The sequence below is a fragment of the Exiguobacterium chiriqhucha RW-2 genome (assembly GCF_000416965.1).
In the GTDB taxonomy this organism is placed as follows: domain Bacteria; phylum Bacillota; class Bacilli; order Exiguobacteriales; family Exiguobacteriaceae; genus Exiguobacterium; species Exiguobacterium chiriqhucha.
On sequence record NZ_ATCL01000020.1, the window covers coordinates 438369 to 461200 of the forward strand.

The 22832-nt window shown below is 53.4% G+C and carries 26 protein-coding genes; 24 read left to right on the forward strand and 2 right to left on the reverse strand.

Going from position 1 to position 22832, the window contains the following annotated elements; all coding sequences use genetic code 11:
- Nucleotides 1–3 precede the first annotated feature (3 nt).
- The 7 genes from M467_RS0115990 to M467_RS26345 all read left to right on the forward strand — a co-directional run bounded on the left by M467_RS0115990 (nucleotide 4) and on the right by M467_RS26345 (nucleotide 6779).
- Nucleotides 4–1026, forward strand: a complete 1023-nt coding sequence (locus M467_RS0115990; RefSeq protein ID WP_021067178.1) for a YpbB family protein — start codon at nucleotides 4–6, stop codon at nucleotides 1024–1026.
- Entirely contained in the window at nucleotides 1010–2437 is a 1428-nt protein-coding gene (locus tag M467_RS26320) for a RecQ family ATP-dependent DNA helicase (RefSeq protein WP_031200191.1), read from the forward strand. The genes M467_RS0115990 and M467_RS26320 overlap by 17 nt, the downstream gene beginning before the upstream one ends.
- Nucleotides 2438–2478: 41 nt before the next feature.
- On the forward strand, nucleotides 2479–2682 hold the full coding sequence (locus M467_RS26325; RefSeq protein ID WP_021067180.1) for a hypothetical protein: 204 nt from the start codon (nucleotides 2479–2481) through the stop codon (nucleotides 2680–2682).
- Between the two features lie 164 nt (nucleotides 2683–2846).
- Nucleotides 2847–3704, forward strand: coding sequence for a MerR family transcriptional regulator (locus tag M467_RS26330; RefSeq protein WP_021067181.1), 858 nt, complete (start codon nucleotides 2847–2849; stop codon nucleotides 3702–3704).
- A gap of 61 nt (nucleotides 3705–3765) precedes the next feature.
- Nucleotides 3766–4347 (forward strand): adaptor protein MecA, encoded by a 582-nt coding sequence (locus M467_RS26335; protein WP_021067182.1) that lies wholly within the window; start codon nucleotides 3766–3768, stop codon nucleotides 4345–4347.
- A gap of 95 nt (nucleotides 4348–4442) precedes the next feature.
- Nucleotides 4443–5360 (forward strand): D-alanine--D-alanine ligase, encoded by a 918-nt coding sequence (locus M467_RS26340; RefSeq protein ID WP_021067183.1) that lies wholly within the window; start codon nucleotides 4443–4445, stop codon nucleotides 5358–5360.
- A 150-nt stretch (nucleotides 5361–5510) separates the two neighbouring features.
- A complete protein-coding gene (locus M467_RS26345; RefSeq protein ID WP_021067184.1) occupies nucleotides 5511–6779 on the forward strand; it encodes a Glu/Leu/Phe/Val family dehydrogenase in 1269 nt (422 codons plus the stop codon).
- A gap of 44 nt (nucleotides 6780–6823) precedes the next feature.
- Here M467_RS26345 and M467_RS26350 read toward each other — a convergent pair whose 3' ends face one another.
- Both M467_RS26350 and M467_RS26355 read right to left on the reverse strand, forming a co-directional pair.
- Entirely contained in the window at nucleotides 6824–7831 is a 1008-nt protein-coding gene (locus M467_RS26350; RefSeq protein WP_031200193.1) for a YpdA family putative bacillithiol disulfide reductase, read from the reverse strand.
- A gap of 36 nt (nucleotides 7832–7867) precedes the next feature.
- On the reverse strand, nucleotides 7868–8839 hold the full coding sequence (locus tag M467_RS26355; RefSeq protein ID WP_021067186.1) for an asparaginase: 972 nt from the start codon (nucleotides 8837–8839) through the stop codon (nucleotides 7868–7870).
- 107 nt (nucleotides 8840–8946) lie between these two features.
- On the opposite strand from M467_RS26355, the gene prsW reads away from it, so the two are divergent.
- The 17 genes from prsW to M467_RS26440 all read left to right on the forward strand — a co-directional run bounded on the left by prsW (nucleotide 8947) and on the right by M467_RS26440 (nucleotide 22832).
- A complete protein-coding gene (gene prsW, locus M467_RS26360) occupies nucleotides 8947–9603 on the forward strand; it encodes a glutamic-type intramembrane protease PrsW (protein ID WP_021067187.1) in 657 nt (218 codons plus the stop codon).
- Between the two features lie 19 nt (nucleotides 9604–9622).
- Nucleotides 9623–10288, forward strand: a complete 666-nt coding sequence (locus M467_RS26365) for a flagellar brake protein (RefSeq protein ID WP_021067188.1) — start codon at nucleotides 9623–9625, stop codon at nucleotides 10286–10288.
- A gap of 74 nt (nucleotides 10289–10362) precedes the next feature.
- On the forward strand, nucleotides 10363–11040 hold the full coding sequence (gene cmk, locus M467_RS26370) for a (d)CMP kinase (RefSeq protein WP_021067189.1): 678 nt from the start codon (nucleotides 10363–10365) through the stop codon (nucleotides 11038–11040).
- A complete protein-coding gene (locus tag M467_RS26375; RefSeq protein ID WP_021067190.1) occupies nucleotides 11037–11660 on the forward strand; it encodes a lysophospholipid acyltransferase family protein in 624 nt (207 codons plus the stop codon). Before cmk ends, M467_RS26375 begins: the two co-directional genes overlap by 4 nt.
- A gap of 140 nt (nucleotides 11661–11800) precedes the next feature.
- The gene (rpsA, locus tag M467_RS26380; RefSeq protein WP_021067191.1) at nucleotides 11801–12949 is read left to right on the forward strand and encodes a 30S ribosomal protein S1; all 1149 of its coding nucleotides are present in this window, start codon (nucleotides 11801–11803) and stop codon (nucleotides 12947–12949) included.
- Between the two features lie 130 nt (nucleotides 12950–13079).
- The gene (gene der, locus M467_RS26385) at nucleotides 13080–14390 is read left to right on the forward strand and encodes a ribosome biogenesis GTPase Der (RefSeq protein ID WP_021067192.1); all 1311 of its coding nucleotides are present in this window, start codon (nucleotides 13080–13082) and stop codon (nucleotides 14388–14390) included.
- A gap of 17 nt (nucleotides 14391–14407) precedes the next feature.
- Nucleotides 14408–15451 carry an NAD(P)H-dependent glycerol-3-phosphate dehydrogenase gene (locus M467_RS26390; RefSeq protein ID WP_021067193.1) on the forward strand — a complete coding sequence of 348 codons (1044 nt, stop codon included), beginning with the start codon at nucleotides 14408–14410 and terminating at the stop codon, nucleotides 15449–15451.
- A gap of 80 nt (nucleotides 15452–15531) precedes the next feature.
- Nucleotides 15532–15732 carry a DUF2768 family protein gene (locus tag M467_RS26395; protein WP_021067194.1) on the forward strand — a complete coding sequence of 67 codons (201 nt, stop codon included), beginning with the start codon at nucleotides 15532–15534 and terminating at the stop codon, nucleotides 15730–15732.
- Between the two features lie 3 nt (nucleotides 15733–15735).
- Entirely contained in the window at nucleotides 15736–16446 is a 711-nt protein-coding gene (locus M467_RS26400; protein WP_021067195.1) for a hypothetical protein, read from the forward strand.
- A gap of 109 nt (nucleotides 16447–16555) precedes the next feature.
- Nucleotides 16556–16828 carry an HU family DNA-binding protein gene (locus tag M467_RS26405; RefSeq protein ID WP_021067196.1) on the forward strand — a complete coding sequence of 91 codons (273 nt, stop codon included), beginning with the start codon at nucleotides 16556–16558 and terminating at the stop codon, nucleotides 16826–16828.
- Nucleotides 16829–16955: 127 nt separating this feature from the next.
- Complete coding sequence (locus M467_RS26410; RefSeq protein WP_021067197.1) at nucleotides 16956–17528, forward strand: heptaprenyl diphosphate synthase component 1; 573 nt, start codon at nucleotides 16956–16958, stop codon at nucleotides 17526–17528.
- Nucleotides 17529–17548: 20 nt separating this feature from the next.
- Nucleotides 17549–18250, forward strand: a complete 702-nt coding sequence (locus M467_RS26415; RefSeq protein ID WP_021067198.1) for a demethylmenaquinone methyltransferase — start codon at nucleotides 17549–17551, stop codon at nucleotides 18248–18250.
- A gap of 3 nt (nucleotides 18251–18253) precedes the next feature.
- Nucleotides 18254–19216 carry a polyprenyl synthetase family protein gene (locus M467_RS26420; RefSeq protein WP_021067199.1) on the forward strand — a complete coding sequence of 321 codons (963 nt, stop codon included), beginning with the start codon at nucleotides 18254–18256 and terminating at the stop codon, nucleotides 19214–19216.
- Nucleotides 19217–19307: 91 nt separating this feature from the next.
- The gene (gene ndk / locus M467_RS26425) at nucleotides 19308–19724 is read left to right on the forward strand and encodes a nucleoside-diphosphate kinase (protein WP_021067200.1); all 417 of its coding nucleotides are present in this window, start codon (nucleotides 19308–19310) and stop codon (nucleotides 19722–19724) included.
- A gap of 117 nt (nucleotides 19725–19841) precedes the next feature.
- Complete coding sequence (locus M467_RS26430) at nucleotides 19842–20621, forward strand: CheR family methyltransferase (protein WP_029595663.1); 780 nt, start codon at nucleotides 19842–19844, stop codon at nucleotides 20619–20621.
- A gap of 10 nt (nucleotides 20622–20631) precedes the next feature.
- Nucleotides 20632–21792, forward strand: a complete 1161-nt coding sequence (gene aroC, locus M467_RS26435) for a chorismate synthase (protein WP_021067202.1) — start codon at nucleotides 20632–20634, stop codon at nucleotides 21790–21792.
- Nucleotides 21786–22832, forward strand: coding sequence for a 3-dehydroquinate synthase (locus tag M467_RS26440; RefSeq protein ID WP_021067203.1), 1047 nt, complete (start codon nucleotides 21786–21788; stop codon nucleotides 22830–22832). Before aroC ends, M467_RS26440 begins: the two co-directional genes overlap by 7 nt.

Here is a 22832-nt window from a genome sequence, read left to right on the forward strand (position 1 = left end):
ACGATGGTTCATTTAGCGGACGGGGTGTTATTACTATCCATCCAACGCTTGAAAGGTGAACGCAGCGAGCGCAGTTTGTTTCATGTGTTGAACGGGAAACGATCGGCGACGACGCTGCAAGATGCCTTTTTTTATGATTTGGAACCGATTTTTGGCTTGTTCCCCTACACGAAGTACGACTATGAGAAACTGCTCGCCTCGTTCGAGAAGCGAGGTTGGCTCAACCGCTCGAGTTTTACCTTGACCGAAGCCGGGTCCATGCTCGCTTCGCCCGAGGCCGTCAGCGACTTGTTCGACCGTCTCGGCGGCGAGTACCGGGACTATACGACGATGACATGGAAACGGCTCAGCCTGTTCGTGCAGACGTTCATGTCGCTCGAGCATGAGCGGACGTTTTATCCGGTCCAGGCCGATCGTCTGGCCGAACGTTGGGTCAAACAAATCGTCCGGACCGAACGCGAATGGCGACCGTTGATTCAAAGTTTCCATCACGAGCTCGAGACGGCGCTTGAAGACATCGGCGACCCTTATGCGACCGCCGTCGTTTATAGGTTCACGGGAGCGTTCGAGACTGGGTATACGTATGAACAAATCGCGGCCCTCCTCGACGTTGATGCACGGACGGCCCGGCTCTACTTCTTGGCCGGGTGGAATGCGCTCCTCTGGAAATTGCCGCGAGACGCGAAACTGTTAGGATTCGCCCACGGCTTATCGAGTGAACGGATGACCTTATCGGCGCGAGGGTCGTATGAACAGTTCTTGGCCGGTCGATCGTTCCAACAAGTCCAGTCACAGCGGCGGTTGCGCACTAGTACGATTGAAGACCACGTCGTCGAGATGGCGATGTATTTAGACGAATTTCCGCTCGACCAATTTGTTCCGCTCGAGCAAATCAAGCAAGTCGAGCAGCTGCGTGACGAATCGAGCTGGGCGCTCAAACCGATTTTTGAACAAATCGACGGGATCAGTTATTATCAAATCCGATTGGTGTTCGCACGATTGAAACGAGGTGAGACATTTGTTTGAGAAGACGTTGAAGCGGGTGTTCGGTTATGACAGTTTCCGTCCGGGACAGCGCGAGGTGATCGATGCGGTCGCCGAGGGACAAGACGTGCTCGCCATCATGCCGACCGGGGCCGGGAAGTCATTGACGTTCCAACTCCCGTCCTATATCAAAAACGACGGCTTGACGATTATCGTCTCGCCGCTCTTGTCACTGATCGAGGACCAGATGCTCCATATCCGCGAGCGCGGCGAACGTGGGGTGGCCCGATTGACGTCGATGGAGACGCTCGAAGAGAAGCAAGAGATTTTAAACCATTTGAAACGGTACCGCTTTTTGTATTTATCGCCGGAGCAACTTGCCGTGCCCCATGTGACACGGGCGCTGGCGCGCACAAAGATTCAAATGCTCGTCGTCGACGAGGCGCACTGTATCTCGCAGTGGGGCCATGAATTCCGGCCGGAGTATGCGCGCCTAGGTGAACTGCGCAAGCAGCTCGGCAGTCCGCAGTGCATGGCTGTCACGGCGACCGCACCGGAGACGGTGAAACGAGATATTGTCGAGAAACTGGCGCTCTTCTCGCCGGCGCAGTTCGTCCACTCGGCGAACCGTCCCGAAATTCGCCTCATCGTGGAACGTCTCGGGTCAGAAGATAAGATGCGCCGTCTGAGCGAACTCGTCCACGACGTGCCGAAACCGGCCGTCATCTATACGGCGACACGGCGTGAGGCCGAAGCGCTCGCCCTCCATCTCGATGACGCCTTGTTTTATCACGGTGGCATGTCGACCGAGGACCGGCGCCTTGTACAGTCACAATTTTTACGTGACGAAGTCGCCATCATGGTTTGTACGAGTGCGTTCGGGATGGGTGTCAATAAAGATAACGTCCGTTCCGTCATCCATTATCAAATCCCGGCCACGCTCGAGGCGTACATGCAAGAGATCGGTCGGGCTGGGCGTGACGGCGAGCCGGCTTTCGCGGTCTTGCTATACGCCGAAGGGGATGAGCGGATTCAACAGTTTTTGATCGACCAGCAATATCCGAAAGACAAAGATATCCGTCTCGCCTATTTTGAACGAGACAATGGCACGAGCCTGGCCCAGTTGCCACGCTTATTGCGCTTGAACGAGGAAGACCCGGTTTGGGGACTGTTGAATCAGATGCTTGCCGAGCGGACGCTTGCCGAGGCGGTGGATTGGGTAAAAGATAGAAAGCGGGCCCGGTATCGTCAACTGGGGCAGATGATGGACTATGCCCTCATCAAGACGTGTCGGCGCGATTATTTGTTAAATTATTTCTCGGAGCAACCGGTCAAGCAAAGCGATTGTTGCGACATCTGCGGCGAAATCGTGTTCCCGCCGTCGGAGCAACTTGTGTCTAAAAATGTGACAGATTGGAAACATCGGTTGGCTCGTATCTTTTCCTTTGATTGATATCATAGTAAAATGATAAAAAAGGTAAAGGAGGGCACACGTTGCGACATCGGAACCAAGCGGACTCACTTCGTGAAAAAGTGGTGGACACGTTGCCATCTCGCGCTGAACGGCAAGAGCATGAGCGAAAAGAGAAATTGAACGACAACTGGCTGAAGCGACCGCTCGCCATGATGCTGACACTGACGATGTTTGCCATTATTCTTGTATTTTTATATATAGGTCGTCACGACATCTTTTTCTAAACAATACGACGAGAACGTCGTATTTTTTTTATGATTTCATGCCCGAGGTTGTGAATATGCACAATCTCACCAATTTCTCACAAGATTTGCACAATAAAACAGGTAAAGCCGTACAGATGGGTCTATACTGAAAGAGAAGAACTAGTAGGAAAGGAGGGGCTGCTGTGCCGAAGTACTCCATCAAGACGGTCGCGTCACTCACCGGAGTCAACCCGACCACGATCCGGGCGTGGGAACGACGCTATCAATTCATCGTTCCGAGCCGGACAGATTCGGGTCATCGATTGTATTCCGACCAAGACGTCGAGAAGATAAAATGGGTCGTTGAAAAACAACGGGAAGGATTGACCGTGTCCCAAGCGATTCAACAGCTACATGAAGCCCCGAAGCCGAAGCCTGCCCGCCTTTATGACGAGGAGCTCATGGACGGGTTGCTCGAGGCGTTACTTTCATTTGATGAACGTAAGGCGCACGATTTGATTAATCGTGCCTTTAATACGTTTAGTTTTGAAAAGGTTACGACAGATATCATCGGTCCGTTATTGATGGAAATCGGGACACGTTGGGAGAATGGGACGATTACGATTGCGCATGAACATTTTGCGACGGCCTTTTTGCGTGCCCGCCTGTCGACGTTGTCGCTCCAAATGCCGATGAATCCCTTTTTGCCACGCATCATTTGCGTCTGTGCCCCGGGCGAGATGCACGAAATCGGGCTCTTGTTCGTGACGCTTTATTTGCGCCAATACGGTTATGACGTGATTTTCCTAGGTGCGGGATTCCCGAAAGAGGATTTGAACGAGGCGTTGCACGATATCGATGCCAAGTGTCTGATTTTCTCATGTACGTTGACGGAACATCTCGATGGCCTGAAAGACGCGATGCAGTTCATCCAAGCCGACCACCCGAACCTCGTCATCGGGGCCGGTGGTTACGCGGTCAGCCTTCAAGCGTCCGAATTCGGATCGGCCTTCCTCGGGGACACGCCCGAGGCGTGGACCGAGTGGTTGTCAACTATTTGACAGCTCGAACAAACGGGAGTAGCTTATAAAGTAGGATTGATTATTCTTTGGAGGTTTTCGTTTGAGATTTGAAAAGCAAACAAAAGAACATTTAAGGGTATATTTGACCGCGAGCGACCTATCCACTCGAGGCATCGCCATCGATACCATCGTGGGGGAGAGCGGTCAAGACCTGTGGCGGGAATTGCTTGAGACGGCGGAAGCGGAATTTGGCTTCATGCCGCAAGGGACCGTCGACTTGAACGTGACGATGTTTCCCCGTGACGGGCTCGTCATCGACGTCCAGAAAGTCGATGCGCCCGTAGCGGAATCGGATCAAGAGCAAGTCGAGATTCGGCTCACCATCGACGTGATTCATCATTTGATTTATCAATTTGACGATATCGAGGACGTCATCAACGCCTCGATTCGCTTGTTCCCACATATGCGAGACACCGAGCAGGGCGGAGCGTTCTATCATTACGAGGGACGATATTATCTGCACTTTGTCGAGGTGCTCAAACCAGACGTGGAAGAACGACTGGCCGCCATCTTGTCGGAGTACGGTCGGACGACGACCGTCAGTCCGTACGTCATGATGGAGTACGGGAAGACGATTCAAACTGAACAGGCCGTGAAACAGCTGTACGATACGTTCGCGTAAGTACGGCTTTTTACCGTTCTGTTTCTATTGTTTTCGGCCGACACATGGTATGATAAAGCTTGAATTTTGGAGTAGCTAGCTGAAGGAGAGATTTGATGAAAGTCGCGGTATTATATGGTGGTGTATCAGGTGAGCGGGAAGTGTCGCTCACGAGTGGTAAAGGAATGATTGAAGCGCTCGAAGAACGGGGTCACGACGTCGTGGCGATTGATTTTCACCCGGACCGGGCCAATGAACTGTTGACGCTTCAAGCCGACGTCGTCGTCAGCGCCTTGCATGGCAAATACGGTGAAGACGGACGCGTGCAGTCGCTCTTGGAGATGGCGGGCTTGCCGTACACGGGGTCTGGTGTGTTGGCGTCCGCGCTCGCGATGGACAAAGCCCGTGCGAAAATCATCTTCGCCGCTGCCGGCATCCGAATCGCCCGTGACGTCCTCATCGAGACAGGGGACGATATCGACGCGAAAATCGTCGAGTGGGGCGGTGAATTCCCATGTGTCGTCAAACCGGCCCAAGAAGGGTCTTCGAACGGATTGACGATCGCGATGGACGAAACGATGCTCCGTGAAGGAATCGACAAAGCGTTCGCCTGCGATACGGCCGTCTTGGTCGAACAATATATTAAAGGCCGTGAATTGACGGTACCTGTACTCGGAAACCATGGCGCCGAAGCCGCGCTCCCGGTCATCGAGATTATCCCGAAAAACGAGTTTTATGACTATGAGTCGAAGTATTCAGAAGGTGGATCGATTCACGTCTGTCCGGCCGAGTTGCCGGCTTCGTTGACCGAAGAAGTTCAGGCGGCCGCGATTCAAGCGCACCGTGCCCTCGGCTGCAGCGGATATTCCCGCTCAGACTTCCTCGTGTCAGAAGACGGGCTCGCCTATATTTTAGAGACGAACACACTGCCTGGCATGACGCCGCTCAGCCTGTTCCCGGACAGCGCCCGCGCCGTCGGCATCTCGTACGGTGAACTGTTAGAGCGATTCATCGCACTCGCACTTGAAAAGTAAGAAGGGGCACCCCCTTCTTTTTTCGTTTTAGAAAACGCTTTCATTATTTTTGTAAAAGCCTTTCAAATTGGGCGCGTATCAGATATACTTTTAAACGAATACGAGGTTGATTCTTGGGGGAGAATCGACAATTTAGGGGAGGAAACCTTCATGATTACGGATCAAGAAAAAGGTCATCAAAAACGAAAAAACATCCTTGAATCGACACAAGAAGTGATACACGAGGCGCTCGATAAACTCGGGTATCCAGAAGAGATGTACGAGCTCTTGAAAGAGCCGCTTCGGATGTTGACCGTCCGCATCCCGGTACGGATGGATGATGGATCGACAAAGATTTTCACAGGATATCGTGCGCAACATAACGATGCCGTCGGACCGACGAAAGGTGGAATCCGATTCCATCCGAGCGTGACCGAGGTCGAAGTGAAGGCGTTGTCGGTCTGGATGAGCTTGAAAGCCGGCATCGTCGACCTTCCATATGGCGGCGGTAAAGGTGGAATCGTTTGTGATCCGCGTGAGATGAGTTTCCGTGAAATTGAGCGGTTGAGCCGTGGTTACGTTCGGGCCATCAGTCAAATCGTCGGACCGACGAAAGACATCCCGGCACCGGATGTGTTCACGAACTCGCAAATCATGGCATGGATGATGGACGAGTATAGCCGGATCGATGAATTCAACTCACCAGGATTCATCACCGGGAAGCCGCTCGTGCTCGGTGGCTCGCACGGTCGCGAGACGGCGACGGCAAAAGGTGTCGCCATCATGATTCGAGAAGCGGCGCTTCGTCGCGGGATCGAGTTAAAAGGCGCCCGCGTCGTCGTCCAAGGGTTCGGCAACGCTGGTAGCTTCTTGTCGAAGTTCATGCATGACGCCGGAGCGAAAGTCATCGCCGTCAGCGATGCGTACGGAGCCATCCATGACGAGAACGGTCTCGACATCCCGTACCTGCTCGACCGTCGTGACTCGTTCGGGACGATCTCGACCTTGTTCAAGAACACGATCTCGAACAAAGAGATGCTCGAACTCGACTGCGACATTTTGGTCCCGGCCGCGATCGAGAACCAAATCACCGAGGACAATGCCGACAACATCAAAGCGTCCATTGTCGTCGAGGCCGCGAACGGACCGACAACGAACGAAGCGACCCGCATCTTGACGGAACGTGGCATCCTGCTTGTCCCAGACGTGCTCGCTTCGAGCGGTGGAGTGACGGTCTCATACTTCGAATGGGTTCAAAACAATCAAGGTTACTATTGGACGGAAGAGGAAGTGGAAGAGAAGCTTGAGAAAGTGCTCGTCCACTCGTTCAATACGGTATACAATACCTCGTCGGCGCGTAAGGTCGACATGCGTCTCGCCGCCTATATGGTCGGTGTGCGCAAGATGGCAGAAGCGTCGCGCTTCCGCGGTTGGGTATAACAAAAGAGAGGGAAGACCTGAAACCAGGTCCTCCCTCTCTTTATTTATAATGTGACACCGTTGCGCTCCCGAAGCGTCTCGGCGATCGCTTGGCCATGGAAACGTCCGTTCTCGATAAAAATCTTATTGGCATCGTTTCCGGCAGCGACGACACCGGCGATGAACAAGCCGTCGACGTTCGTCTCGTAAGTCGACTCGTCGAACGCCGGCACACCGGTCTCCTCATCGACTTGGACCCCGGCATCGGCGAACAGCCCATGGTCGGGCAAGTAGCCCGTCATGGCGAGGACGTGGTCGGTCTCGAGTCGATGTTCTTCACCATGCTGACGATAGACGACATGATGCGGTTCGATCCGAACGATCTCCGCTTCGAGCTCGAGTCGCACCTTGTCGTGACGGACGAGCGAGTCGAACGTCGGCAGTACCCACGGTTTGACGGACGGACTGTAACCGTCCCCGCGATAGAGCACCGTGACATGGGCGCCGGCCTTCTCTAGCTCGATGGCCGCGTCGACGGCGGAGTTTTTCCCGCCGATGACCGTGACGCGCTGCCGATAGAACGGATGCGCCTCTTTGAAGTAATGGGCGACGTGGGGAAGCTCTTCACCAGGCACGTCAAGTCGACGAGGGCGTCCGTAGTAGCCGGTCGCCAAGATGACGTAGTCGGCCTGACGCTCTTTGGAACCGTCCCGGTCATGTCGGGACCGAACGACGAAACCGTCCTCGGTCCGCTCGACCGCTTCGACCGTCTCGAACGGATGAACATCTAAACCGGTCCGGCTGACGACTTCCCGATAATAGACGAGCGCGTCTTGACGTCGTGGTTTCAAATCTTTACAGATGAACGGGATATCCCCGATTTCAAGCAAACTAGCAGACGAGAAGAACGTCTGATGGGTCGGATACCGATAGATGGCATCGACGATATTGCCGCGCTCGATAATCGTGCACGAGATGCCGATGCGTTCCAATTCAATCGCAGCCGACAGCCCACACGGTCCGGCGCCGACGACGATAGCGTGTTTATTCAATGAAATCACCTCATCCCTCATTGTATGGAAGGACGAAACGGTTGGCAAGTCGCCAACTCATTGTTGGAAACTAAAGCTGTGCTCCATGACCGCTTGCGACGACCCAGACTCGAGTTCGACGAGGAGACGCAGTCTCGCTTTTTGTGAGTTCAACCCGTTCGAGAAGATGATGCCCATCTCTTTGAGCTGCTGGCCACCGCCGACGTAGCCGTACACGTCTTGCACGATCCCGTTGAAGCAACGGCTGACGATGACGACCGGCATGCGTTCGACGAGCAGTTCGAGCGCCGGGACGATCGACGGCGGGACGTTGCCTTGACCGAGCACCTCGAGGACGAGCCCGTCATAACCGAGCGCGAGTACCGCCTCAATCAAGTCCGGGTCCATCCCGGCGACGACTTTCAGCACCGCGACCCGTTTCGTGATCGTTGAAATCATCTTCGGTTGCTTCGTCGTCGGCTGACTATAGATGAGGACATGGTCTTTCGTCACCATGCCGACGTTTCCGAAGTGGACCGATTTGAACGTGTCGACCGAGGACGTATGCGTCTTCGTGACGTTGAAGGCGGAATGAATCTCACCGTTGAAGACGACGAGCACGCCTTTGCCTCGCGCGACATCACTTTGGGCTACCCGAAGCGCCGTGATGAGATTGAATTCGCCGTCGGAGCCGACCTCGTTCGACGAGCGCATCGCCCCCGTCAAGACGATCGGGACCGGCGCGCCGAGCGTGATTTGTAAGAAATACGCCGTCTCTTCGAGCGTATCGGTCCCGTGGGTGATGACGACCCCGTCATATGTGTCTTGCGTCAACTGTTGATTGATGAATTGGGCGAGCTCGAGCATTTTCTCGGGTGTCATGTGCGGCGACGGGATGTTCGAGAAATGTTTCGTTGTGATATTCGCGATATCCGTCGCTTTCGGCAACGTCGCATCAATCGGATTGACCTCGCTCGGCATGACATGTCCCGACCCCGATTGGGACATGGCGATTGTGCCGCCGGTGTGGATGAGTAATAAATGATTCATAACAGACCTCCAACTTTTTTGTTCGTTTCTTCCAATTTCTAGGCGTGACCTACTTTTTCTTTCCTCTATTTCAGTGTATGCTTAACGTGAGAAAGGAGAGATGCATCATGATTGCAATCGCCTTGTCTGCGGTTGCGCCAGGGTTCGCCCTTCTTTCCTACTTCTATCTCCGGCATGAACTAGAAGCGGAACCGCTCGGCTATGTGATCCGGTCGTTCGTCGCCGGGGCCATTCTCGTCTTTCCGATCATGTTCGTCCAGTATGCGTTCGTGGAAGAAGGGGTGCTCGTGGGCCCGTTTTGGAAGGCGTTCGTGGCCACCGCGCTATTAGAAGAGTTTTTTAAGTGGTTCATGATTTATTATACAATATACATACATAAAGTCTTTGATGATTACTACGACGGGATTCTCTATGCGGTCGCCTGTTCACTCGGCTTTGCCACGTTAGAGAATTTTCTATATTTATGGGTGTACGACTCAATCGAAATCGCGATCTGGCGCGCCGTGCTGCCGGTGAGCGGCCACGCGCTGTTCGCCGTCGTCATGGGGTTTTGTCTCGGCCGGGCCAAACATTCCAACCACGAGCGGTTTTGGTTGTTCACCGCCGTCATGGCGGCCACGCTGTTGCATGGGATGTTCGACTATATCTTGCTCGTCGAACCGATGAACAAAGTTCCGGCTGTCGTCTATATCGTCGTCTTATGGATGGTCGCCTTATTGCTCGTCCGTACCGCCAATCGTTCCAATCATCGCCAATATAAATAGAATAAAGGGGAATCGTTTCATGTTAAAAGTAGGTCAAGAGTTACGGGTGGAAGTCGAAGGGAGAAAAGAAGGAAAGACGAAGATCGCAGCCATTAACGATCAAGTCGTCTGGATCGAGTCCCCGAGTGAAACGGATACGTTAAAGACGTTCTTCTTGCACGAAGACGAATCGATGCGTGTCTATTTCTTCAAAGGAGAAGAGCAACTGTACGCCTTTGATACCGTTGTGTCGAGACGCGTGAGCGATGCGCAGTTGACGCTTCGCTATGCGTTCCCAGTGCCGGATGAGAAGAAAATCAAACGAGTCCAGCGCCGTGAATATTTACGGGTGCCAGAGATGATTCACGTGACCGTGTCTGCGGAAGACGGCCAAGCGTTCCCATCGTTCGAGTCGACATCACTCGACGTCTCGGCCGGGGGCATGCGCATCATCGCCAATCGAGCCCCGGTCGCTGTCGACGAGGCGATGATCGTCTCGTTCCATATCGATGACGACCGAGGTATTCCGCAAACGTTCCGCGTCAAGAGCCGCCTCGTCCGCATCCATGAACAGACGGCCAAACAAGAGTTGTCGCTTTGCTTTGAAGAGTTATCACACCGGGACCAGGAGACGATTTTACGTTATTGCTTCCGAGCCCAGCTCGAAGCGAGAAAACGGACCGGCTCCGTATTTTCTTCACGCTAAAAAACTGGTATGATGTTCTCGGAACAAATGACCGAGAGGAGGCGGGTATCGGGATGAGCCGATACCCAATTTTTATGAATAAACCATTACAAATCGCATTAGATGGGCCGGCCGGGGCCGGCAAGAGCACGATCGCGAAAACGCTCGCTAAAAAACTAGGGTACGTCTATATCGATACGGGTGCGATTTATCGCGCCGTCACGTATCGCGCGCTTCAAGACGGCGTCGGTCTCGAAGACGGTCCGATGCTCGCTGAGATGATCGACAAGATGGATTTACGTCTCGTCCCGTCCGAAAACGGTCAACGCGTGTACGATGGCACGGAAGAAGTGACCGATGTCATCCGGACGAGCGAAGTGACGAACAACGTCAGCTTCGTCGCACGCCAGCCGGAAGTACGGGCTGCCCTTATGGATTTACAGCGTGACCTCGCCAGTAAAGGCGGAATCGTCATGGACGGCCGCGATATCGGCACGCACGTCTTACCAGGCGCCGACTTGAAAGTGTTCATGACGGCGACGGTCGAAGAACGGGCCCGCCGCCGCCACGAAGAGAACGTATCGAAAGGATTGCCGAGCGACCTCGAACAATTACAGCTCGAGATCGCCTTGCGCGACAAACGCGATTCCGAGCGTGAGGTCGCCCCGCTTCGTCAGGCCGACGATGCGCATTATCTCGATACGACCGAGCTGTCGATTGACGGCGTCGTCGAGGCAATCGAGCACTTGATGAAGCAGGTGATTGAACGATGAAACCGCTCAACAATGGACCGTTCGGCATGTATCGTCTTGCGGTAGGTGTCGTCAATATCATCCGCAGATTGAGCTTCCGCGTCGAGTATATCGGGCGCGATAACGTCCCACTCGACGGTTCGATGATCGTCTGTTCGAACCATCAATCGAACTGGGACCCGGTCATGCTCGCCGGGGCGATGCCGAAACAGCGCCAACTTCGTTTCTTCGCGAAAAAAGAGTTGTTCGACGTGCCGGTATTGAAACACATTTTGAATCGGGCTGGACAGATTCCTGTGTCACGCGGGGAAGGAGACCGACAAGCACTCCGGGTCGTCTTGCAAAAATTGAAGGAAGACGAGGTCATCTCGATTTTCCCGGAAGGAACGCGGTCAAAAGACGGTACGCTCGGCAAAGCCCAAGCCGGCGTCGGGTTCTTCGCGCTCCGTTCGGACGCGTCGGTACTCCCGGTGGCGATTATCGGGACGTATAAGTTCCGCTCGAAGCTGAAGGTCGTCATTGGCCAACCGATCGACATGAGCGGCTTGAAAGCGGACAAGGCGAGCGCCCAAATCGCGGCCGACTTGATTATGACGACAATCGGTGACTTGTACATGCAGCATTCACGGAACGTTCGTTAATTTCAGGTTTAATCTCGCGCTAGGAGAGGAACTAACCTGATAACACCTTGACAAATCTTTCGAATTATAAGAAGTTTATACTAGGTGTAAGCGCCTTAGGGCGCTCCTTTTTGTACTCATCGTGAGGGGGTAGTGTTGGAATGGTCGAAGAAATGAAAGATATGCCTGATTTTGAAATCAATCGAGGTCAAATTGTGACCGGTACTGTCGTCAAAATCGAGGACAAGCAAGCGTTGATCGATATCGGTTATAAAACCGAGGCAATTTTACCAATCAGCGAAGTATCAAGCATGCATTTAGACGATTTAAACGAATCACTCCATGTTAACGACGAAATCCGTGTCAAAGTGAAAAAGGTCACGGACGAAGAGGTGGTCGTTTCGAAGAAAGACGTTGATGCCGAGGCAGCTTGGGATCAAATCGTCGAGAAATTCGAATCCGGCGAAGTGTTCGAAGTCATGGTAAAAGACAAGGTCAAAGGTGGACTTGTCGTTGACATCGGTATCCGTGGATTTATCCCGGCTTCGCTCGTAGAGAACCATTTCGTCGAAGACTTCTCATCCTACTTGAACAAACCGATTACGGTTAAAGTCGTCGAGATCGACCGCGAGAAAAATCGCGTCATCTTGTCGCATAAAGCGGTTGCCGAAGCGGAAATGAGCGCCAAGAAAGCGGAGACGCTCGAATCACTGGAAGTCGGTCAAATCATCGAAGGGACGGTTCAACGTCTCACAGATTTCGGTGCGTTTGTCGATATCGGCGGTGTCGATGGCCTCGTCCACATTTCGGAAATGGCGCATAGCCGGGTTGAGAAACCGAGCGATGTTGTGACTGAAGGAGATAAAGTCAAAGTGAAAGTGCTTGGACTTGACCTCGACAACGAGAAAGTGAAGTTGTCGATTAAAGAGACGCAGCCTGGACCGTGGGAATCGGTAGAAGGTAAAATTCAGCCGGGTGACGTGATTGAAGGGAAAGTCAAACGTCTCGTCACGTTCGGTGCGTTCGTCGAAGTCGCACCACAAGTTGAAGGTTTGCTTCATATCTCGCAAATTGCGAACCGACACATTGCAACGCCGTCTGAAGTCTTGTCAGAAGGCCAAGAAGTAACCGTCAAAGTACTCGATGTCCATCTTGACGAGAAGAAAATCTCGTTGTCGATGCGTGCGCTCGAGTCGAGCGATTCATCACGTGGCGACGCGGATCAATCGTTGCTTGACGAGTATAGCGACCAAGGAGGTTTCTCTGTCTCTGAATTGACAGGTGACGAAGCCTCGGACGATTCTAAATAAGACGATCGTTCAAGCGGGAGCCAGACTCCCGCTTCTTTTTGTATGGTCACAGAAATTCGCCTGTGATATGATAGTACAGTTGCAATTAGAAACGATAGACTTATTGAATGAAAGTTAGAGAGGTGTTTATATGGGAATTCCAGCAGTGGCCATCGTAGGCCGCCCGAATATTGGGAAATCCACGATTTTTAACCGGATTATCGGAGATCGCGTGTCGATCGTCGATGATAAGCCCGGTGTAACACGCGACCGCATTTATGGGACGGGTGAGTGGTTGAACCGTAAGTTTCATTTAATCGACACAGGCGGAATCGAGGTCGGTGATGAGCCGCTCCTCGTGCAAATGCGGCATCAGGCCGAGCTTGCGATCGATGAGGCGGACGTCATCGTCTTCATGGTGAACGGACGCGAAGGCATTACAGCAGCAGACGAAGAAGTGGCGAACTTGTTGTTCCGTTCGAACAAACCGGTCGTCCTCGCCGTCAACAAAGTCGACAACTTCGAGATGCGCGAACTCATGTATGAGTTCTATTCACTCGGATTCGGCGATCCGTTCCCGATTTCAGGGACGCACGGTCTTGGTCTCGGGGACTTGCTCGACAAAGTGCTCGACATGGCTCCAGACAAAGACGACTATGAGTACAATGAAGAAGTCATCCAGTTCTCGCTCATCGGACGTCCGAACGTTGGGAAATCGAGCTTGACGAACGCGATTCTCGGTGAAGAACGCGTTATCGTCTCGGACATCGCGGGCACGACTCGTGATGCCATCGATACACCGTTCACACGGGATGGGCAAGAATACGTCATCATCGATACGGCAGGGATGCGCAAGCGCGGGAAAGTGTATGAATCTACCGAGCGCTACAGCGTCATGCGTGCCCAAAAAGCGATTGAACGCTCGAACGTCGTTCTCGTCGTCATCGACGGTGAAGAAGGCATCATCGAGCAAGACAAACGTGTTGCCGGACTCGCCCACGAAGCGGGGAAAGCCATCGTTCTCGTCGTCAACAAATGGGACGCCGTCGACAAAGACGATAAAACGATGAAGAAAATGGAAGAGAAGATTCGTAAAGAATTCTTGTTCCTTGACTATGCACCGATCGTCTTCTTGTCGGCGCTCACGTCGAAACGATTGCAGACACTTCTGCCGGTCGTCAAAGAAGTGGCTGATTCACATCGCCGTCGCATCTCGACGAGCGTCTTGAACGACGTCATCGTCGACGCAGTCGCGATGAACCCGACACCGACGGACAAAGGACAACGACTCAAGATCAACTACGCGACGCAAGTGGCCATCGAGCCGCCGACGTTCGTGTTGTTCGTCAACGATCCAGAGTTGCTTCACTTCTCATACAAACGTTATCTAGATAACCAGATTCGCCGCGCATTTGACTTTACTGGTACACCGATTCATATCGTGGCTCGTCAGAAAAACTAGTAATGGGGGTGCCTCTTATGGCAAAAGTAGCTGTCATCGGCGCAGGGAGCTGGGGAACGGCGATATCACTCGTCCTCGCTGACAACGGACATGATGTTCTACTATATGGACGTGAGGAAGATCACGTTCATGAAATCAACACGGCCCACACGAACGCGACCTATTTGAAAGACGCACCGTTGCCGACTTCGATTCGGGCGACGACAGACTTGGCGGAAGCGGTCAAAGATCGTTCCATCGTATTCCTCGTCGTCCCGAGTTCGGCGATTCGTCCGGTGTCGCGTGAGTTGAACGCGCTCCTTACGAAACCGGCGGTCATCGTGCATGCCGCCAAAGGAATCGAACCGAAGACGCATAAACGTCTGTCGGAGATTATCGCCGAAGAAATCGACCCGTCGAAACGTCGGGCCATCGGTGTCTTGACGGGACCGACGCATGCCGAGGAAGTGGCCGTCCGTAAATTGACGACCATCACAATCGCTTGCGAGGACTTGGACGTGGCCGATGAGATTCAAGAGTTGCTCACGAACGATCAGTTCCGGGTCTATTTGAATTCGGACGTCATCGGGGCGGAGTACGGCGGTGCGCTCAAGAACATCATCGCGCTTGCCGCAGGAATGACGGATGGGCTCGGCTATGGCGATAACGCCAAAGCGGCCCTCATGACACGCGGGATCGTCGAGATCGCCCGGCTCGGGGTCAAACTCGGTGCCAACCCGGCGTCGTTCTCCGGCTTGACGGGAATCGGCGATTTGATTGTCACGGCCACGTCTCAGCATAGCCGTAACTGGCGTGCCGGGAACGCGATCGGTCGCGGCGAGAAGCTCGAGGATGTGCTCGGTCAAATGGGCATGGTCGTGGAGGGGGTGCGTGCCTGTGAGGCGGCGCATACGCTCGCTCGGGAAGCCGGTGTCGAGATGCCGATCACAGAGGCCCTCTACAACGTGTTATTCGAAGGGAAGAGCCCACACGATGAAGTACAAAAGTTAATGAGACGCCCGCAGAAGCATGAAATGGAAGAAGTGTTCCATTTCGAAGGCGACGTAGAGCAAAGGGACTGACGTTTTCGTTCAGTTCCTTTGTTTTTTTTGCTACACTAATGTACGGAGATAGATTTAAAGAGAAAGTCGAGGGGATAGACGTGACACCGTCACTGATCAAGATGTGGATTTCATTTGCGGGCATCGGGGCGTTTGCCATCGCCGCGCTCATGGTGGCAGTCAGCCATACGAAACTAACGGGATGGTTCGCGGCGCTCGTCCGCGTCATCGCATTCGTCATATTTTTATTTGGGACGATCATCATGATTTATGTGGTCGCTTCAGGACCGACAGGAGGATAAGACGTGAAACGGATTTTTTTGGTCGCGAGTCTATTGGCGGCGACCGTGCTCAGTGGATGTATGTTCCCAGATTCGAACCGGGTCGATAACGTCCCGTATGAAGACCAACTGAAGTCGGTACAGACGGCCGTCGACTCGTTCAAGGAGACGACCGGGGTGTTGCCGATTAAAACAAGGCCGGCCGAGACGCCACTCATGGAACGTTATCCGATCGAGTTCGCCCGGCTCGTCCCCGGTTATTTAGCCGACCCGCCGGCGAACAGCTTCGAAGGAGGCGGTCTGTTCTTGTACGTCCTCGTGGACGCCGAGACGGAGCCGAAGGTCAAACTCATTGATTTACGTGTGTCAGAAAGCTTGCAACAGTTACAGACGAATATTAACGCGTTCCGGGCCAAAGAAGGCAAGTTCCCGTTTGACGGGTCGCTCGGAAAGAATCAATTCACGATTGATTATGATCTCGTCTTCGTCTCTGAAGAGCCAAGTATCCCAAGTCCGTACACGGAAAACGAATTGCCGATCTATGTCGACGGGACCGGACAATTATTTGTCGACTACCGTGCCGACTTGGAAGCCGCCCTCGAGAACACGGATGTAGAGCCAAAAGTCGGTGAGGACATTCGGTATTTGCTCTATAATGACTCCCCATTCGCTCCGGCTTATTCGCAAGGGTACACGATTAATGAACAAGGTGAAGTCGAGTTTTTAAACAACTGATCGACTGAGCGGGTCGAATATAGGCCGATTGCTTAAAAAATGTTGTCATATCAACGTTTGTACGATATGATTAATCCCGTAAACTCTCAGTGAGAGGAGGTGAATCGTGATGAACAAAACTGAATTGATCCAAGCAGTTGCGGAGAAAGCAAATGTTTCGAAAAAAGAAGCTACACAAGTTGTAGAAGCTACTTTCGAATCTATCACTGAAGCACTCCAAAACGGTGATAAAATTCAATTGATCGGTTTTGGTACTTTTGAAGTTCGTGAGCGCGCTGCCCGTAAAGGTCGCAACCCACGTACGAAAGAAGATATCGAAATCCCGGCAAGCAAAGTTCCTGCCTTCAAAGCAGGTAAAGCGCTTAAAGATGCGGTCAAATAATGGGCAATACATAAGTCGCCGAAAGGCGGCTTTTTTTGTGTCGGAAAGCGAGTTCACATGGCGTGAATGTGACAAAAATGTGCTATACTATGTCAGAATGACAACGAAGAGGACGAGGGGGGATAGCATGGAACAGATGACATACGAAACCGTTGTCACCGACCTTGCTCGTCAAATCGAAGAACGCATGAACCATCCGTATTTGACGAGACACGAGATTGTACCCGTAGTCGACATGCCTTTACTTCGTTGGATGGTCGAGATGATTGAAATCGAATCGAATCAACAACGTCAGCTCGTGCTTGCGACGTATTTTGCACATCAAGCACTTGAACTGCACGATCAAGTAAAGGATTGCCCGAACGGCTCGCTCGAGCGGCAACTCAAAGTGCTCGCCGGCGATTTCGCCTCGGCTCAATTTTATAAAATATTGGCACTGTTTCCTGCCGACTATAGCAATCGCTTCGGTCGGTCGGTCCAGCTTGTCAATGGGGCGAAATGTACGCTCGCGCTTGATGCGGACGTATCCGTCACGACTTGGATGGAAGCGAACTTCGGATTGATTAAAACGTTTTCTGAGGTGATAGGTCGGTCCTACTTGACCACATACGGAAAAACGATCATCGAACGAAAGGCGACAGTACTGCGCCAAGATCAACGAGAACAGCTAACGACGCTCCTGGCGCACGCTGTCGCTTAGAACGGAAAGGATGTTACGTATTGCAACCGAAAGAAAAAGAGCAAAAAGTATATGACGTGTTTCAATCAATCTCACCGAGCTACGATACGATGAACTCGATCATCAGTTTCCGTTTGCATAAATGGTGGCGCAAAGCGACGATGCGTCGCATGCAAGTGTTCCCGGGCGCGAAATGTCTCGACGTCTGCTGCGGGACGGCCGACTGGACGATTCAACTCGCCGAGGCGGCTGGTAATACCGGTGTCGTCAAAGGTCTTGATTTTTCCGAGAATATGCTCGCGGTCGGCCAAGAGAAAGTGGCCGATTATCCGACGATCGAACTCATCCATGGTAACGCGATGGCATTGCCGTTCGGGGATCACTCATTCGACTACGTGACGATCGGCTTCGGCCTTCGCAACGTACCGGATTACATGACGGTGCTCCGTGAACTGCACCGGGTCTTGAAACCGGGCGGGACGGTCGTCTGTCTCGAGACGAGCCAACCGACAGCACCGCTGTTCAGCGAACTGTATCGCTTCTATTTCGGCTCGGTCATGCCGTTATTCGGGAAAGTGTTCGCCGGCTCATACGATCAATACAAATGGCTCCAAGAGTCGACCGACCAATTCCCGGACCGGTTGACGCTAAAACGCATGTTCGAGACGGCAGGCTTCGAACAAGTCGAAGTGAAGGCGTTCTCCGGCGGTGCGTGTGCCATGCACCTAGGAAAGAAGTGGTGACCGATGTCTTTGAAGCGACTTTATCGCCACATGAACCGAGAGATTGAGCAGATCGATCGCTTCTTGTCGACGCGGGTCCATACGGATCACCCGGTCATCGAGGCGGCCTCGAAGCAACTGCTTGATGCGGGCGGGAAGCGGATCCGTCCGGCGTTCGTATTGCTGAGCGCTGGTTTCGGGCAAGCGAAAGACATCCGCTTGACGAAAGTGGCGGCGAGTCTTGAACTGATTCATATGGCCTCGCTCGTCCATGATGACGTCATCGATGACGCCACACTTCGCCGGGGCAAACCGACCGTCATGGAACGTTACGATGAGCAGGTCGCGATGTATACAGGGAATACGTTGTTCGGCGAAGCGATTCGACTCGTCTCTGAGGTCGACTCGCCGCGCGTGATGGAAATCATGGCAGACACGATGGAACTGATTTGTATCGGTGAAATCAATCAAATCCAAGACCAATACGACTGGGGCCAGTCCCCGAAACGATATCTCGATCGGATTGCCCGAAAGACGGCGCTCTTGATTGAGACGAGTTGTGCGGCCGGGGCCGTCGTCTCAGGGGCGTCACCCGAAGTCGTCAAACAGCTGCGGCTGTTCGGCTATGACATCGGGATGGCGTTCCAAATGACGGATGATTTGCTCGATTTCACCGCGAAAAGTTTTCAGCTTGGAAAGCCGGTCGGAGAAGATTTGAAGCACGGCCATAAAACGTTGCCGCTCTTCTATTCAGCGGAAGACCCTGAATTCTTTGGTCGGTTGCAGCAAGTCAACCAGTCGTCCGATTACGCGACGACCCATACGCTCGTTCGTGAAGTGCAGCGCAACGGGACGCTCGAGCGAAGCCAACGAACAATCGACCGGTACGTGAACCGGGCGATTCAACGTCTCGATGGCTTGCCGGACGTACCGGACAAGCGCTCGCTCATTGAAATCGCCGAGTATATCGGGAAACGAAAATGGTAACAACCACCTTGTAAACCCTTTCAATAATCAAGATGACCGTGTAAACTAATAAAGTACATGGTACACATATTGATTTAGGGGGATTAGGGGAATGGAAAAAACATTTTTAATGGTAAAACCGGATGGAGTGAAACGCGGTCTGATTGGGGAAATCATCTCGCGCTTCGAAACGAAAGGATATACGTTGAACCGTCTTGAGCTATTGACGCCATCGGTTGAAGTCGCACAATCGCATTATGCGGAACATAAGGAAAAGCCGTTCTTTGGAGAACTTGTCGAATTCTTAACGTCTGGTCCTGTTGTAGCGATGGAGTGGGAAGGCGAAAATATCGTCGCCGTCTCTCGATTGATGATCGGGAAGACGAACCCGTTAGACGCACAACCTGGAACAATTCGTGGCGATCTGGCCTCGACGATGTCACAAAACGTCATCCATGGTTCAGATAGCGTGGAGAGCGCAGAGCGTGAATTGTCACTCTGGTTCGCCACTGAAGCATCACACGTTTGATGACGATAAAAGGGACGGGGGCCTCCTGTCCCTTTTTATATTGGGATTAAAGCGCTTTCGCTTGTTTTGGCACGACATGATCTAGGAGAAGAGAAAGAATTGAGGTTGGAACTGGTGATAAATGATTATGCCATCTTCGTAAAAAAGTTTTATATGAAGTCGGGGATTGACTTAAACCTATACAAAGAAGCCCAGATGAAGCGACGTATGATTGCACTTCGCGAGAAGAAAGGGTATGCCACGTTTATCGAATACTTCAAAGCGATGGAGTCGGACCGGGGCTTATACGATGAATTTTTGGATCGCATGACCATCAACGTGAGTGAATTTTACCGGAACCCGGTCCGCTGGCAGCAACTAGAGACGGATATTTTGCCGGAACTCATCCGTAAGAGCCAGGGCAAGTTGCGCGTCTGGAGCGCTGCGTGCTCGACGGGTGAAGAACCGTATTCGTTGGCGATGCTGTTATCGAAACATTTGTCACCCGCACAGTTCACAATCACGGCGACGGACCTAGATGACGTGGTGATCGAAAAAGCGAAACAAGGCAAGTATCATGAGCGGGCGCTCGTCGACTTGCCATCAGAGTTTCGGCAGCGTTACTTCACCCGCCGTGGAGACGACTATTACATCACAGAGGACATCAAAAAATTAGTGACGTTCAAAAAACATAATCTGCTGGCCGACGTGTATGAACGGAATTTTGATTTAATCGTCTGTCGTAACGTCTTGATTTATTTCACCGAGGAAGCGAAAGAGAAAGTGTATACATCGTTCCACCGATCGCTCCGACCAGGCGGTGTCCTCTTCGTCGGAGGGACCGAGCAGATCTTTCAACCGAAGCGATACGGCTATAAGATGAAGCAGAGCTTCTTCTACGAAAAATTTGAAGAATGAGGTGGCAGCTATGCGTTATTTGACGGCAGGAGAATCGCACGGGCCTGGACTTTCAATCATCATCGAGGGTGTACCGGCCGGGCTTGAGGTCGATGTGCAAGCCATCAATGCGGAACTCGCGAAACGGCAGTCCGGCTACGGCCGCGGCCGCCGCATGCAAATTGAATCAGACCGAATCGAGGTGAGGGCCGGTATTCGTCACGGGGTGACGACAGGGGCCCCTATTTCGTTCTGGATCGAGAACAAGGACCATACTCATTGGCGGAACGTCATGCAGGCCGAACCGATCGATGCGGACGTGGAAATCAAGCGCCGCGTCGTCCGCCCGCGACCAGGACATGCGGACCTCGTCGGCGGCTTGAAATACGACCATCGTGACCTGCGAGACGTCCTCGAACGCTCGAGCGCACGTGAGACGGCCGCCCGGGTCGCCGTCGGCGCACTCAGCAAACAACTGCTCGCTGCTGTCGGGATGTCGCTCGTCAGCTATGTCAAAGTGATTGGCGGCGTCGAGGCCGATGCCTCATACGAGTCGCTCGCCACATTGCGCGCCACGATCGAGGCATCACCGGTCCGGACGATGGATGAGACGGCAGGCCAGGCGATGATGCATCGAATCGATGAGGCGAAAGCAGCCGGTGACTCGCTCGGCGGTGTCGTCTGTACGGAAGTGCATGGTGTCATCCCGGGGCTCGGATCGTACGTCCAATACGACCGGAAACTCGATGCGGCGATCGCTCGCGCCGTCATGAGTGTCAACGCCATCAAAGGCGTCGCGTTCGGTGATGGGTTCGAGATGGCGTATCGACCAGGGTCGGAAGTGATGGACCCGATCGCCTATGGACCGGACGGCTATACACGCCTGAGCAATCATCTCGGCGGTTTCGAAGGTGGGATGACGACCGGGATGCCGATTGTCTGTACCGCTGTGATGAAACCGATTCCGACGCTCTACAAGCCGCTCCAATCCGTTGATATCGATACGAAACAACCGTTCCTCGCCCAAATCGAGCGAAGTGACGCCTGTGCCGTCCCGGCCGCCTCGCTCGTCGTCGAGGCCGTCGTCGCGTTTGAGCTCGCCCGTGAGTTATGCGAGACGTTCGGACATGACACGGTCGGACGCATCCAAGCGCGCGTCGACGCGTACCGCGAGGAGATTCGCACGTGGTGACGATTCGCGTGAACGCCTCGACTCCATACGACGTCACAATTGAACGAGGGGACGCCTGGCTCGACCGCGTCCCTTACTTCTCGTGCTCGACCGTATGGGTCATCACGGACGAGACGGTAGATCGCCTTCACGGGACGGCGTTTCGGACTCGTCTCGAGGCAAGCGCGCGTCCAATCGTCTGGTCGGTCGTCCGTCCGGGCGACGGATCGAAATCGCTCGCGACGATTGAACGTCTCGTCGCAGACGGGTTGACGTCTGGCTGTGACCGGGACACGCTCGTCGTCGCCTTTGGCGGCGGCATGATTGGGGACTTGGCCGGCTTTTTGGCGAGTGTTTATATGCGCGGGCTGCAATACATACAAGTGCCGACGACAGTTCTCGCCCACGATTCAGCCGTCGGCGGAAAAGTCGCGGTCAACCATCCGCTCGCCAAAAACGCGATCGGTGCCTTTTATCAGCCAGCGGGCGTCCACTATAACGTCGACCGCCTCGAGACGTTGACGGACCGTGACGTACTGAGTGGGCTCGGCGAGTTAATTAAACATGCCTACTTGTCACGATACGTCCTCGGGCACTCGTTCGAGACCGAGCTGTTCACCGCCTTGGCGCAAGGACCGCTCGATTGGGAGGCGTGGCTCGCGCGTGGGATTGAAGTGAAACGACAGGTCGTCGAGACCGATGAGCGGGAACACGGCGTAAGGGCATGGCTGAACTTTGGTCATACGTTCGGCCATGCGTTGGAGTCGGTCGAGGCGTACCGATTAGCGCACGGGGAGGCCATCCTATACGGAATGGTGTACGCCTTCCTCGTCGCCGGAGACGTCACACGCGCGGAAACGCTCGCCGGTTTCATGAAACAGCAAGCAATCACGCCGGTCGTCTGGCAGCCATTCGAGGCGTATCTCGAGGTGATGCGCCACGATAAAAAGAATCGAACTGGACAGATTCGCTTCGTCTTGCTCGGTGTAGAAGTGACCGTGACGAGCGTCACGACCGAGCGGCTCGTCGAAGCGTACAATCAGTTGAAAGGGTGGTTTTAA

Bases quoted from the DNA above. Each gene is read 5' to 3' on its own strand.
- M467_RS26420 (WP_021067199.1), top strand. From the start codon at position 18,254: ATGTCTTTGAAGCGACTTTATCGCCACATGAACCGAGAGATTGAGCAG.
- M467_RS26405 (WP_021067196.1), top strand. From the start codon at position 16,556: ATGAACAAAACTGAATTGATCCAAGCAGTTGCGGAGAAAGCAAATGTT.
- ndk (WP_021067200.1), top strand. From the start codon at position 19,308: ATGGAAAAAACATTTTTAATGGTAAAACCGGATGGAGTGAAACGCGGT.
- M467_RS26365 (WP_021067188.1), top strand. From the start codon at position 9,623: ATGTTAAAAGTAGGTCAAGAGTTACGGGTGGAAGTCGAAGGGAGAAAA.
- cmk (WP_021067189.1), top strand. From the start codon at position 10,363: ATGAATAAACCATTACAAATCGCATTAGATGGGCCGGCCGGGGCCGGC.
- M467_RS26390 (WP_021067193.1), top strand. From the start codon at position 14,408: ATGGCAAAAGTAGCTGTCATCGGCGCAGGGAGCTGGGGAACGGCGATA.
- M467_RS0115990 (WP_021067178.1), top strand. From the start codon at position 4: ATGGTTCATTTAGCGGACGGGGTGTTATTACTATCCATCCAACGCTTG.
- M467_RS26410 (WP_021067197.1), top strand. From the start codon at position 16,956: ATGGAACAGATGACATACGAAACCGTTGTCACCGACCTTGCTCGTCAA.
- aroC (WP_021067202.1), top strand. From the start codon at position 20,632: ATGCGTTATTTGACGGCAGGAGAATCGCACGGGCCTGGACTTTCAATC.
- rpsA (WP_021067191.1), top strand. From the start codon at position 11,801: ATGGTCGAAGAAATGAAAGATATGCCTGATTTTGAAATCAATCGAGGT.
- M467_RS26355 (WP_021067186.1), bottom strand. From the start codon at position 8,839: ATGAATCATTTATTACTCATCCACACCGGCGGCACAATCGCCATGTCC.
- M467_RS26350 (WP_031200193.1), bottom strand. From the start codon at position 7,831: ATGAGGGATGAGGTGATTTCATTGAATAAACACGCTATCGTCGTCGGC.
- M467_RS26340 (WP_021067183.1), top strand. From the start codon at position 4,443: ATGAAAGTCGCGGTATTATATGGTGGTGTATCAGGTGAGCGGGAAGTG.
- M467_RS26345 (WP_021067184.1), top strand. From the start codon at position 5,511: ATGATTACGGATCAAGAAAAAGGTCATCAAAAACGAAAAAACATCCTT.
- prsW (WP_021067187.1), top strand. From the start codon at position 8,947: ATGATTGCAATCGCCTTGTCTGCGGTTGCGCCAGGGTTCGCCCTTCTT.
- der (WP_021067192.1), top strand. From the start codon at position 13,080: ATGGGAATTCCAGCAGTGGCCATCGTAGGCCGCCCGAATATTGGGAAA.
- M467_RS26375 (WP_021067190.1), top strand. From the start codon at position 11,037: ATGAAACCGCTCAACAATGGACCGTTCGGCATGTATCGTCTTGCGGTA.